Annotated in this window: 12 protein-coding genes and 1 other RNA gene; 7 read left to right on the top strand and 6 right to left on the bottom strand. The window is 39.0% G+C overall.

Translation table 11 applies throughout. From position 1 onward, the window contains the following. Window positions 1–136: 136 nt before the first annotated feature. A non-coding RNA gene (gene ssrS / locus HC000_RS10685) (6S RNA) lies at window positions 137–318 on the bottom strand. A 193-nt stretch (window positions 319–511) separates the two neighbouring features. Between ssrS and HC000_RS10680 the strand changes: the two genes are divergently transcribed. Genes HC000_RS10680 through HC000_RS10665 form a run of 4 tightly spaced genes read left to right on the top strand, consistent with a single transcriptional unit; the run spans window position 512 to window position 4,795 of the window. Then, entirely contained in the window at window positions 512–1,075 is a 564-nt protein-coding gene (locus tag HC000_RS10680) for a UPF0149 family protein (RefSeq protein WP_011327261.1), read from the top strand. A gap of 28 nt (window positions 1,076–1,103) precedes the next feature. After that, the gene (gene pepP / locus HC000_RS10675; protein ID WP_179807622.1) at window positions 1,104–2,426 is read left to right on the top strand and encodes a Xaa-Pro aminopeptidase; all 1,323 of its coding nucleotides are present in this window, start codon (window positions 1,104–1,106) and stop codon (window positions 2,424–2,426) included. A 15-nt stretch (window positions 2,427–2,441) separates the two neighbouring features. Next, complete coding sequence (gene ubiH, locus HC000_RS10670; RefSeq protein WP_179807621.1) at window positions 2,442–3,632, top strand: 2-octaprenyl-6-methoxyphenyl hydroxylase; 1,191 nt, start codon at window positions 2,442–2,444, stop codon at window positions 3,630–3,632. Continuing rightward, the gene (locus HC000_RS10665) at window positions 3,629–4,795 is read left to right on the top strand and encodes an FAD-dependent oxidoreductase (protein WP_179807620.1); all 1,167 of its coding nucleotides are present in this window, start codon (window positions 3,629–3,631) and stop codon (window positions 4,793–4,795) included. The genes ubiH and HC000_RS10665 overlap by 4 nt, the downstream gene beginning before the upstream one ends. Before the next feature lie 105 nt (window positions 4,796–4,900). Here the strand turns inward: HC000_RS10665 and HC000_RS10660 are convergent, their stop codons facing one another. Next, window positions 4,901–5,911 carry an AraC family transcriptional regulator gene (locus HC000_RS10660; RefSeq protein WP_179807619.1) on the bottom strand — a complete coding sequence of 337 codons (1,011 nt, stop codon included), beginning with the start codon at window positions 5,909–5,911 and terminating at the stop codon, window positions 4,901–4,903. Between the two features lie 96 nt (window positions 5,912–6,007). Here HC000_RS10660 and HC000_RS10655 point away from each other — a divergent pair, with 96 nt between their 5' ends. Further along, a complete protein-coding gene (locus HC000_RS10655) occupies window positions 6,008–6,451 on the top strand; it encodes an SRPBCC family protein (RefSeq protein ID WP_179807618.1) in 444 nt (147 codons plus the stop codon). Next, window positions 6,448–7,269 (top strand): sterol desaturase family protein, encoded by an 822-nt coding sequence (locus HC000_RS10650; RefSeq protein ID WP_179807617.1) that lies wholly within the window; start codon window positions 6,448–6,450, stop codon window positions 7,267–7,269. The genes HC000_RS10655 and HC000_RS10650 overlap by 4 nt, the downstream gene beginning before the upstream one ends. A gap of 11 nt (window positions 7,270–7,280) precedes the next feature. On the opposite strand, the gene HC000_RS10645 is transcribed toward HC000_RS10650, so the two are convergent. The 4 genes from HC000_RS10645 to HC000_RS10630 form a co-directional block, all read right to left on the bottom strand. Continuing rightward, complete coding sequence (locus HC000_RS10645) at window positions 7,281–9,119, bottom strand: DUF4105 domain-containing protein (protein WP_165743286.1); 1,839 nt, start codon at window positions 9,117–9,119, stop codon at window positions 7,281–7,283. Window positions 9,120–9,198: 79 nt separating this feature from the next. After that, the gene (locus tag HC000_RS10640; RefSeq protein ID WP_002962856.1) at window positions 9,199–9,681 is read right to left on the bottom strand and encodes a DUF3015 domain-containing protein; all 483 of its coding nucleotides are present in this window, start codon (window positions 9,679–9,681) and stop codon (window positions 9,199–9,201) included. Window positions 9,682–9,851: 170 nt separating this feature from the next. Then, window positions 9,852–10,241 (bottom strand): hypothetical protein, encoded by a 390-nt coding sequence (locus HC000_RS10635; RefSeq protein ID WP_024605803.1) that lies wholly within the window; start codon window positions 10,239–10,241, stop codon window positions 9,852–9,854. Further along, window positions 10,238–10,543, bottom strand: a complete 306-nt coding sequence (locus HC000_RS10630; RefSeq protein ID WP_024605802.1) for a hypothetical protein — start codon at window positions 10,541–10,543, stop codon at window positions 10,238–10,240. Before HC000_RS10630 ends, HC000_RS10635 begins: the two co-directional genes overlap by 4 nt. A 273-nt stretch (window positions 10,544–10,816) precedes the next feature. Between HC000_RS10630 and HC000_RS10625 the strand changes: the two genes are divergently transcribed. Continuing rightward, complete coding sequence (locus HC000_RS10625; protein WP_010554617.1) at window positions 10,817–11,236, top strand: VOC family protein; 420 nt, start codon at window positions 10,817–10,819, stop codon at window positions 11,234–11,236. Window positions 11,237–11,843 lie beyond the last annotated feature (607 nt).

The following is an 11,843-nucleotide window of genomic DNA, read 5'->3' as shown; positions in this document are numbered from 1 at the left end:
AAGTGTAAGCATTTAGAGTTTAGCTGTAAGTAAGGAATTGCTTGCAGCTTTTTTTTGCCAAAGATTATAAAAATAATTTAGAAAGTTATAACAAAAAAGACAAATAAATAATAAGAGGGATTATAAAAATAAGAAGGTGTTCCCCGAAGTGTGGTGTTGGTGTCAGTCCTGAAACCTTGAGGTTTCAGGGCGGGAATCTGCGGTTTACCGTAGGCTTCTCGGTACATGCCGAGCTTGCACAATAGTATACGAACAGAAACCCTGGTATAAAATTTATCGGCTCAGGGACTTAACCAAGCTCCAGCACCCCAGGGAACAAATCCAGTATATAAGACATAATCGAAAGCTTAAACCCCAAAAGCAAAATATTATTTTGTTTGCGTGGTTATTGTGCACTTATTATTAGTTATTTACTTATGAGTGTGCTTTTTAGCCATAAATATGTTTTTTATTGGAGTTGCTTTTTATCGAGTGGTAGCATTGCCTTAACTAGCAAAATGAAGATATGACAATGAGCGATTTACCAGATTACGAAGAAGCCCAATTATTATTAGAAAAAAATGAAATATTTGTATCACCGGCCGAAGCGCACGGTGTAATTAGTGGTTTATTAGCTTGTGGGTTAACGATTGACGACAAAGAATATCTAGGGCTGTTAAGTGATGTGTTTAACGATGGTGACTCGTTTAGTAATAATTTAAAACAGTTTTTTGGCAGCATTTATAAGCAGGTCGTTGCTAGTTTTAATGATGAAGAGTTTGCGTTTGATTTGTTTTTACCCAGCGACGATGAAACACTTATAGATCAGGCTAATGGTTTGGTTTCTTGGGTTGCAGGTTTTATGCTTGGCTTTGGTTTAAAGCAAAAAGATTACGGTAAATTATCAGCAGATGTAAAAGAAGTTATTACCGATTTTAGCGAAATTACTCGCCTTGATACTACCTTTGAAGAAACTGAAGAAGACAGCCAAGCACTACATGAAGTGATTGAGTATGTGCGTGTGTCGGCATTACTTTGCTTTGCAGAGTTAGGTAAAGATCAAAGTACTGCTAGCACTAAAAAAACACTTCATTAATAGTTTAAGTTAAACGGGTTTGTTGCACATGGTTGAAATACAAAAGTCAGAGTTTAAAGCACGTCGTGAGCGTCTGCTTGCAAAAATGGATAGTAACAGTGTGGCAATTATACCTGCGGCGATCGAAGTTACGCGCAGCCGCGACACTCACTATGCATTTAGACAAGATAGTGACTTTTTTTACTTAACTGGTTTTAATGAGTCCGATGCCGTACTCGTACTTGCTCCAAATAGCGATACCCCCAGTACATTATTTTGCCTTAATAAAGATAAACTAGCCGAAGTATGGCATGGGCGCAGAATTGGCTTTGAAAAAGCAAAAAACGAATATTTGTTTGATGCAACCCATGAATTAAGTGAGTTGAGTGAACAGTTATTTAATTTGCTCAATGGCAAAGCGGTTTTATATTATGCGCAAGGTGCATATTCGGCTTTTGATGGGCGTGTTTTCTCTTTACTTAATACTCTGCGCAGCGCCCCTAAAAAAGGTGACACAGCGCCAAGTACCATTAAAGATATTCGTTTGTTAATTCACGAAATGCGTTTATTTAAATCACCAAGTGAAATAAACATTATGCGCGCAGGCTGCGAAATTAGCGCGCAAGGCCATGTTAGAGCAATGTGTTTTGCCCATAGCGGTGCAACCGAGTATCAATTAGAAGCAGAGCTACATCATCATTATGCAATGCATGGTGCGCGGCACCCAGCGTATGGCACTATTGTAGGCAGTGGCGACAATGCTAATATTTTACATTACACCCAAAACAGCGACGCCCTTAAAAGTGGCGATCTAGTGTTAATAGATTCAGGTTGCGAGCTACAAGGCTACGCTGCTGATATTACACGTACATTTCCAGTGAATGGTAAATTTAGCCCCGAGCAAGCCGCGTTATATAATATTGTTCTTAAAGCGCAAGAAGTGGCGTTTGCAGAAATTAAACCCGGCGGTTATATGTCGCATGCTAATGCTTTAGCAATGGCAGTAATGACCCAAGGTCTACTAGATTTGGGTATTTTAACCGGCGACTTTGACGAGCTAATGGCAAAAGGTGCGTGTAAAGAATATTACATGCACGGGCTTGGACATTGGCTTGGTTTAGATGTACATGATGTTGGCGACTACAAATTAAATAACGCTGAGCGTGCATTTGAGCCGGGTATGGTACTGACCATAGAGCCAGGGCTTTATATCAGCGAAGATTCAAATGCACCGCAAAAATACCGAGGTATTGGTATTCGCATTGAAGATAACTTATTAGTAACCCCAAGTGGTTATGAAAACCTCACCCTAAGTGCGCCAAAAACCATAAGCGATATAGAAGCACTTATGCAAAGCAATAAAAGCGCATAAGACTAGGAGAAAAAAGTGCCTAAGCAGTTTGATGTTGTTGTTATTGGTGGCGGTTTAGCCGGTGCTAGCTGTGCGTTAAGTGTGGCTAAAATAAATCCCGCGCTTAGTATTGCTGTTGTTGAGGCTAATGAAGTAAGTAATGACTATCACCCAAGCTTTGATGATAGAAGCATAGCACTTGCTCAGCAGTCGGTAGAGTACTTGCAAGGCTTAAATTTATTTGCGTTAAATTCACCGTACGCTACAGCAATTAAAAAAGTAAGTGTGTCTGATCGTCACCATTTTGGTAAAGCAGATATTAACTGTGAAGAGTTTGCTAAAGATGCCCTTGGTTATGTGGTTGAAGTAAACCCGTTTGGCCGCTCGTTACATCAATTATTAAACGCTCAAATAAATATCAGTTTATATTGCCCTGATAGCGTAAGTGCCATTGAGCAGCAATTACATAATAATATAGTTACTTTGCAAAGTGGCGAGCAAATAGCCGCCAAGCTGTTAGTTATTGCCGACGGTGCACAGTCGCCAACTCGTAGCTTATTTGGACTTAAGTTTAACACTCAAGCTTATGAGCAAGGGGCTATTATTGCCAATATAGAAGTAGCTGGTGGGCATAATAACCATGCTTTTGAGCGATTTACGCAACATGGCCCCATGGCGCTATTACCTATGAGCAACAACCGCTATTCACTGGTGTGGTGTATGCAGCAACAGCACGTTGAGCAGCACATGGCACAAAGTGAAGACGACTTTATAAGCGCACTACAAAGTGCCTTTGGTTATCGCGGTGGTCAATTTACTAAAGTGGGTATGCGTGCTAATTACCCCTTAGTGTATGGGCAAGTAGAATCGCTTATTGCGCACCGCACGGTAGTAATAGGTAATGCTGCGCATGCAATTCATCCCATTGCAGGGCAAGGGTTTAATCTAGGCCTGCGAGATGTACAAGTACTTAGTAACTTAATTGCCCAGAGCCCAAATGACTTAGGCAGTTATGCATTTACTCGCGAGTATGCCCAGCAGCGCAGCGCTGATATAAATAACGTGATGACCCTAACAGATGGTTTAGTAAGGCTTTTTTCAAATTCATCACGCATACTGGCATTTGGCCGTAGTATTGGGTTGTTTTCGATGGATTTATTCCCCTCTTTAAAAGCGCCATTAGCTAAGCAGTTAATGGGGCAAGTTAAACAAGGTCAAGGTTTATGAAACAAGTACAGGTATGTATTGTAGGTGGTGGCAGTGTAGGGCTTACCTTAGCGCTTGGGTTGGCAAAAGCGGGTATAAGCGTAGTCGTACTTGACGCTGCGCCAAAGCAAACACCGCCAACCGATAAATACGGCATGCGCGTAAGTGCGTTGAGTATTGCGAGTCAAACCTTGCTTGAACAATTAAACGTATGGCCACACATAGTTGCTTTGCGTGCTAGTGCCTATACCCATATGGATGTGCGCGATGCAGACAGCTTTGGCAAAATAGCTTTTAATAGTGAGCAACTAGAGCTTGATCATTTAGGTCATATAGTTGAAAACGATATTATTTGCTACGCGCTTATAAAGGAGCTGGAGCAGCAGCCAAATGCTACGCTGATGTTCGACACTTGTTATCAGCAAATACACCAAAGCGAATCGGATGTATTTGTTACTTTAAAAAGTGGTGAGCCAATCATTGCAAAGCTGCTGGTGGCCGCCGATGGTGCAAATTCGGCAATTCGAAAGCAGTTTAATATGGCGCTGAGCTTTAAAGACTACGACCACCATGCATTGGTGGCTACAGTTAAAACCCAAGAGCCACACGCCAATACCGCACGCCAAGTGTTTTTACCAAGCGGGCCATTAGCATTTTTACCGTTGAGCGATGCCAAGACCCATTCAATTGTGTGGTCTACAAACCCAACGCATTGTGAAGAGCTATTAGCAATGGACGACAACCAGTTTAACAAAGCCATTATGGCGGCAATAGATGGCCAATGTGGTTTGTGTGAAGTGCAAAGTGTACGCGCTGCATTTCCACTTAAAATGCGTTATGCCCAGCAATGGGTTGCAGGTAAAGTCGTATTAATTGGCGATGCTGCACATACGATTCATCCGCTTGCAGGCTTGGGGATGAACCTAGGCCTAAAAGATGCCGCTTATTTAATTGAGTTACTAACAAGTGATAATAAAGAATTTGCCAGCACGCGTACTTTACGTGATTACGAGCGCACCCGTAAACTCGATGCGCAAAAACACATTGCCATGATGTACTCTTTAAAAGAGTTATTTGCCGGTGCTAACCCAATTAAAAAACTAATTCGTGGAGTTGGGCTTTCAATGGTTGATAACTTAGGCCCAATAAAGCATTTGTTTGCTAAAGAAGCGATAGGAAAGTAAGCGTATTATTAAGCGCACGAGTAAGCGAATAAAAAGCCGTGGTTAAATTTAACCGCGGCTTTTTATTACCTATGTTGAATTAAAGAGTTAAGTAACGTTTGATTTTTAGCCAATGTTTTTAGGTAGTGTTTTTAGATATTGCAGTGGAGTGCAGTTATACCAGCGTTTAAAAGCACGATTAAATGAACTTTGGTCGTTAAAGCCAAGTTTAATTGCTATGTTACTTAATGGCTCTTTGCCAATGCACAGTATTACGCGCCTTTTACGCTCTTGCTCAAGTAAGTCGGCAAACGATATTTGTTCGCGCTTTAAATGGCGTTGCAAGGTGCGCGGGGTCATGTTTAGCGCGCCTGCTGTGCGTATTAAACTGCAGTCGATTAAGTCATTTTTAGCTATAAATAACTGGCTAATTTTTTCGGTTAGTAGCTGCTGGCTTTTAAAGCGTGAAAGTTGCTGCTCAGAAACCTGTTTAAGCACTAAATTAATTTGCGTATTGTCGGTTTTAAATGGCAGTGCTAAATAACTGCTCGGAAATACCACTTGGTTATACTGTGCGTTAGTTTTAACGGGGCAGTTAAACCAGTGTGTGAGTACTGTTTTTTCATTGCTGGTAAAAGCTTGGGTAAAATAAATAGTACTGGGCGATAGCTGTGGATTTAATAGTTGTCGAATAACACTTACCCAAGCGGTCATATTACGTAAAATAACCTGTGGGCTACAGTTAGCATTAGGTAGCCAACGAATAATTGCCAACTCACCTTGCTGTTCAAACTCTGCTCTACCAATATCTGCAACTAAACTGTCGTAGTTAAGCAGTGCGGTAATAGCGCTGGCTAAGTTATTACTCGATTCAATTAAGTAACCCAATATGCCAAAGTCGGCAGTTCGAATTTGCTGACCAAGCTTAAAGCCAAACAAAGGCTCGTTTAGAGTTTGCTGAGCATAATTTAGCAGTGCGTTGTAACTGTTTAAGCTAATGCGTGGCGCGAGTTGCTGAGCTTGCTTATTACTGTATTCATTAAAGTTAATAGCCGACAAAACAGCTTGGCTATTAAGTCCAAGTGTTTCAAGGTAATCAATACAGCTTGAAAAATAATGATCGGCAAGTGTGCTCATTTGTCGCCTAAAGCTAAAAAATGGTCGTGTAACAGCAAGTTTGCCACGAAAAAATTTTATATGGTAGGGCATTATGAAAATACTTATTATATAAAAATGATACAAATAACCTTAAAACAAAAGATTGCAGCAACGCCTCTACAAGTCAGAGACGCTTTGCTTGATCATGCGCAATTAGAGCGTTTTTTTAATGCTAAATTTGTCCTGTTAAAAAAGCAAAATGAAGGCGAAATTATTGGCGGTAAAGGTGCTATTAGGCAAGTTATAATGGCAGGGGGTCGCTTTGAAGAGCGTATAATTAGCGCCGATAGCAATCATATTAGTTATCAAATAATAGGTAATAAACCAGTTGCAGAGCATCGTGGCGATATTTATTTTTGCGTTAGTGACAATGCCCCAACAAGCACCGAAGTTACCTATAACATACGCTGTAAAACACCGTGGTGGCTGCCAAGCCTAGTGGTTAAATTTTTTATTAAAAAAGATATAGCACAAGCGCTTAATAAACTAAAAGCCAACTTTAAGGGCAACATATCATGAGCATAGAAATAATTTTACTTGCCCTTAGTCCTGTATTTATTATTTTTGTAAGTTATGAATTTATTAAATATCGGCGCTATTACGACATAAAAGACAGCTTGGCGAATACAGCACTGGCGCTTATGCACCAAGGCGCCGATGCAATTGCTTTAATTGTGCTAATGCCATTTTTTTATTGGTTGCATCAATATAGGTTATTTGATATTGAACTGTCGGTGCTGACGATATTTGGCGCATTTTTACTACAAGACTTTTTGTATTATTGGTTTCATAAAGCGTCGCACCATATTCATTGGTTATGGGCTGCCCATGTGGTTCATCACAGTTCAACTAAAATGAACTTTTCAACCGCATTTAGGCAAAGCTTAATGTATCCGCTTGCGGGTATGTGGTTATTTTGGTTGCCAATGATATTAATCGGCTTTGATCCGCTGAGTGTATTTACCGTAGTGGCGCTTAATTTGGCCTATCAGTTTTTTGTGCATACCCAAACGGTAAGTACACTAGGCTGGTTTGAAAAGGTATTTAACACCCCATCGCATCATCGAGTACATCATGCTATTAACCCCGGCTACTTAGATAAAAATTTTGCCGGTGTACTCATTATTTGGGATAAGTTATTTGGCACCTTTGTAGAAGAAGATAAATCAAAGCCTTGTAAATACGGCATTATAGGGCAGCTTAATAGCAATAACCCAGTCGTTATTACGTTTCATCAGTGGGAGCACTTATTGAAAAGTGTTTATAAGGCATCGGGAATAAAAGCTAAATGTAGAGTGCTATTTGGCTACCCTACAAGTAGCATTAAATATAAATAATATTGAAAAAGTTAAAAGTAAAACTGCATAGCTAAACTCATTGATGAATTATGGCTATGCCATTGAGCATGCTGTACTTTGCTGCGCAGCGATACATTGCGAGAAACAGCGTAATTCCATGTTATAGCTATTTCGCTGTGCTTACTTGCTGCGTTATCAGTTAGCCATAATATATTGCCAGTTAAAGCGAGTTTATGGTTATTGTTTATTTGCCAAATTACACCGGCTTCGCTGCCTATTCCAGTACTAAGTCGGTCGGTTATATCGCCTGTATTTAGCTCAAATTGACCAAGAATATAGCCGTGTAGATTATTAGGATCGCCATAAGATTTACCATAACCTCCTTTTGTAAAAAAGCGGCCTAAACGTTTATTGTCACTTGGTTGTCGGTCAAAGCCCATTTTAAAGTTCCACGACCAGCTATCAAATACGCGGTTATCGGGTGCAAGCGACATAGCATCTAATAAGTAAAAATGTTCAATATCTGCATTTCCTTCGTCAGTAATAGCGGCTTCCAAATCAAAAAAACTAATTTGTGCACCCGCTATAAAACCTTCAGGCCTATCTAGTAAGTCATGATACGCAAGCCTATAACCAAAATTTGTAAGGTTTGCTTGGTTATTATTTTGTACCCTACCTAGCGTTACTTTAGAAGAGCCATGACCTTGCTCTGGAGAAGCAATAGGACGACTTGGCTTAGTAAATGGCGAAGCTACTTTATATTTGCTGCGCATTAGTAGTAGCTTAGTTAGTCGCGGGGCAATTTCTTCACGCTTTAATGCTTTATCGTAAAATTCAAAATTTAACCATTCATACGCCATTTCTAATATTGCGACTAATTGCGACTGTGAGTAATTACGAGTATTGAGGGAGCCACCTTGTATTAACTCTCTTGCATCATCAAGTTGTTCGTTAGTCATTTGAGTAGAGTAATGGTAAAGCTTAGTGCCAAAAGCAGGGCGGTAATTAGGTGATTGTAGTAAGTTGTTATTTCTTAGTACTGCAACGGTATCTGATGGAATAGCTTGCATATTAAATGACGATGTTAAATCAAGGTCCTCTTGTGCGAGTTGTAATAATGCAAGTAATTGATAAGAGCAGTTTTCATCAATAAAAAAGTAATCAAATGTAGCTGATTGTAGCTCCCATAAGTGCAATAAAATAAGCTCTACTTGTGGCTCAGATAAATTAAGTTTGTATTCCCAAATATCACGAGATTCTAAATCATTATATTCGCGTACTTTTTTATAGTACGGCATAAGCGAAAATTTACCAGGATAGCTGCCAATCAGGCCTTTTAGTGCGTACATAGCTGCATTGTCTGAGCCGTCTGGTTCTGCTGCAAAATTAACCGCAAATGCGAGCAACTCTTTATGGCGAGTCTGATCTTTTGCATCAATACGAAGTAAGGTGTGACCAAACATTGATGATGGGCTATTCATAAATGCAGTAGGAAAAACTAACGTAACCCCTTTTGGGTTTATTATTTTTTGCCACGTTTGAAGCTCTGGGCAATTAAGCGCGGGCCAGTTATTTTTAATTTTTGTTTTTAGCCATTTATAGCGTGCTGGAAACCGACAGCGAGATTGTGTTGTTTTTGGGTCAGTATTTTTACCACTAAATGCGGCTATAGTGGCTTCAAGTTCGTCCAGTGGACTTGTTTTACCTATAGGAGATAAAAAAAACTCAGCCCTATCTACTTCACTTTTCCAACCACCTAATGTGGCCCCACGGTAATGACCTAATTTGAGCCAGTAAGGGTCGGTTGCTAAGGTGTCATTTTTAAAACTTTGAGCGTTTACGTAAGTACTAAACAGCGCAATTGATAAAACAAAGAATATTTTTTTCATAATCACTAAACAATAAAAGCCGCTAGAGAAATACTCCAGCGGCTTTATTTATACGTATAAAACCGGCTAATTTAGCTGATTAAGAAAGAGTATAAGAAGCAAGTTGTGCGTTACTTGCAAGAACAGTGTTTAGGTTTTCTAAAACTGTTTGCGAAGTTACGTTTTCAGAAGTAAATACTGAAGAAAACTGTGCTTGAGCAAGCGCGTTGAATGCTGCTTTATCTTGATCTGCAACACCCCAAGCTTCAGCTAGAGTAGCTAAAGTTTCGCCTTCACCTTTTGACATATCACGAGCAAGTTGCTCCATGTTACCGTCAATGAATAAAGCAATTTTTTCTGAAGAAGTTACTGTACCAGTACCATCACAACCTAAAGTACCAAAAGTGATACCAAAAGTTTGGTTACCAGAAGTACCGTTTGTTGTAGCGCCTAAAATTTTAACGCCTTTACCTTGCTGACCTGCAAATAACATAGAACCAAGACCACAACCAATATCTTGGTCAGCCATTGCGTTTGAGAAAGGAAGTAAAGATAGAGCTGCTACTGCGATTAGTTTTTTCATTTTCATAAATCCATATATGATTGTCTTTATTTAGGGTAAATAAAGTTCGCGAAAGATTCTAACAGACTTGCAAAGAAAAAGAACAGCTTAAAACATGAATATTTTACACTCTAATTTTTCTACTATTTTAAAGCGAATGCTGGGAGAAACTAGACCAGTTCAATAATTTTTTATTGAACTGGTGGCGGCTTTTTACTTCTTGGGGCACCTAATAAAATGCAAGTATGGCAAATGCAGACAGATAAAAATGCACTAATACCCAATGCACCGCCATAGCCGTCAAGTTTTGGTACAAGATGCTCAAATAAGATTGAAAACAAAATAGATGAGCTTGCTACAGTATAAATACCAAATCGATGTGGGGCGCTCATACCTATAAATGTACCGCCAAAAAATACAATTGCGTATAAATCGGGGTTCAAATTTAAAGCGCTAAAAATTAAATAAGCAATAATAGAAAGTGAAGACGACGCTCTAACCCCGTCAAAGCGACTATGCTTAGCTAAATAAAATGTTAAAAAAGCCCCAAGCAGTACAAGTAATGGATATTCAATACTCATAATACTATTCCTCTGGCTAATACAAAAAGTGCCACACTTGCAAAGGCAACACTACCAAGCTTGCCACCAAAACCTGTAAACATATTCATAGTAAGCACATACAAACTTGAGCCAATAAGCGAAATAATAGCAATTTCCCAGTAACTGGTAATTAAATGAGTTGAACACATACCTGCAAAGCTACCAGCATAAATTGCAGCATACGGATGGTTTTTATAATGTGCAGGAAAAGGAATAAACGAGCCAATAAGTCCCGTTAGCGCAGCAGAAATCACTAAAGGTAATGCAAAAGTAGTGTGCATAGCAAAGCAAGCTACAAAGCCTAAAAAGAAAGTGATGAATTTTAAAAATAAGAATTTAATCATAGCGGCGCATTTTAAACTAATCCTTTTGCGCTTTCTAATACTCTCTAACAAATAAATGTTATAAGTAATTACAAACGTTAAAAGCGTGTTTTTTAAACGGCTTTTAGGTATTAAATATGCTTAATAGTGCCGCTGTTAATGTTCTATAAATCACAAGTTATGTATAATGGCGATAATTTAATGTATTAAAGTGTTAACCAAGGGTTATTTATGTCTAACTGTTTGCATCTGGCTATTCCGGCTGGCGATTTAAAAGTGGCTAAAGCGTTTTATTGTGACGTACTAGGCTGTAAAACGGGTAACAGTGAAGAAGGTCGCTGGGTAGATATAGATTTTTGGGGTAATGAACTTACCTTGCACCAAAGTGTTGAGCGCCTACCAACAGTTCGCCATGATGTAGACATGGGAGCTGTGGCAGTACCTCACTTTGGGATTCACTTATCTGAAGATGAATTTAACGGGTTAAAAACACGTATTGAAGATGCGGGAATTGAATACCTAGATAAACCATATCGCCGTTTTATTGGTGATGAGTTTGAGCAAGAAACGTTTTTTATTGAAGATCCAAATGGCAATGTGCTTGAAATGAAAACCATGGTAAATCCAGAGGTTTTATTTAAAAAAGTATAAATGCTGTTGTTTAAGTTAAGCTAAAAAACCACTTTAATAAGTGGTTTTTTATAACTATTAATCAGTGTTTTGATAAATTAGTTAATATTTACAGGTAAAAAAATTACGCTACATACATGATTTTTATTCACTCTACAATGTAGGTATAGACACGTAGACTTAATTTAAACTCTCATACTTTATTGTTATTTATGCTGCTTAAACTCATAATTGCACCTTTGCTTATTTTACTAATAACATTCGCCCAAAAACGCTTTGGTAGTTTTGTTAGCAGCATAGTTCCTGGCTTGCCTATTACCTCTGGCCTATTTCTTATTTTATAGCATTAGAACAAGGTAAATTATTTGCAGCTAACTCAGCGGCGGCCTCTCTTTATGGTATGAGCGGTATAGGCTTATTTTGTTTTAGTTACTTGGTTGTTTCACGAAGATTTGGAATGCTTAAATCGCTTTTTACAGCGTTGAGTATTTGGTGTGTATTTAGCGTTATTACTTTATTTTTACCAGTGAATATTATTGTGGCGAGGGTGATTGCGTATTCCGGTGATGGTGAACACCGATTCCGGTTTTATCGTGAACACTTAAATTCCACGCATTGGGTTCATGAC

It is taken from the genome of Pseudoalteromonas sp. MIP2626 (assembly GCF_013414205.1).
In the GTDB taxonomy this organism is placed as follows: domain Bacteria; phylum Pseudomonadota; class Gammaproteobacteria; order Enterobacterales; family Alteromonadaceae; genus Pseudoalteromonas; species Pseudoalteromonas nigrifaciens.
Note: the sequence above shows the minus strand (reverse complement) of the source record. Positions and strands in the feature narration are given on the sequence as shown.

Excerpts from the sequence above, each read along its gene's own strand:
- HC000_RS10640 (WP_002962856.1), bottom strand. The coding sequence starts at position 9,681 with ATGAAAAAACTAATCGCAGTAGCAGCTCTATCTTTACTTCCTTTCTCA.
- HC000_RS10645 (WP_165743286.1), bottom strand. The coding sequence starts at position 9,119 with ATGAAAAAAATATTCTTTGTTTTATCAATTGCGCTGTTTAGTACTTAC.
- HC000_RS10680 (WP_011327261.1), top strand. The coding sequence starts at position 512 with ATGAGCGATTTACCAGATTACGAAGAAGCCCAATTATTATTAGAAAAA.
- HC000_RS10665 (WP_179807620.1), top strand. The coding sequence starts at position 3,629 with ATGAAACAAGTACAGGTATGTATTGTAGGTGGTGGCAGTGTAGGGCTT.
- HC000_RS10660 (WP_179807619.1), bottom strand. The coding sequence starts at position 5,911 with ATGAGCACACTTGCCGATCATTATTTTTCAAGCTGTATTGATTACCTT.
- pepP (WP_179807622.1), top strand. The coding sequence starts at position 1,104 with ATGGTTGAAATACAAAAGTCAGAGTTTAAAGCACGTCGTGAGCGTCTG.
- HC000_RS10630 (WP_024605802.1), bottom strand. The coding sequence starts at position 10,543 with ATGCACACTACTTTTGCATTACCTTTAGTGATTTCTGCTGCGCTAACG.
- HC000_RS10650 (WP_179807617.1), top strand. The coding sequence starts at position 6,448 with ATGAGCATAGAAATAATTTTACTTGCCCTTAGTCCTGTATTTATTATT.
- HC000_RS10655 (WP_179807618.1), top strand. The coding sequence starts at position 6,008 with ATGATACAAATAACCTTAAAACAAAAGATTGCAGCAACGCCTCTACAA.
- HC000_RS10635 (WP_024605803.1), bottom strand. The coding sequence starts at position 10,241 with ATGAGTATTGAATATCCATTACTTGTACTGCTTGGGGCTTTTTTAACA.
- HC000_RS10625 (WP_010554617.1), top strand. The coding sequence starts at position 10,817 with ATGTCTAACTGTTTGCATCTGGCTATTCCGGCTGGCGATTTAAAAGTG.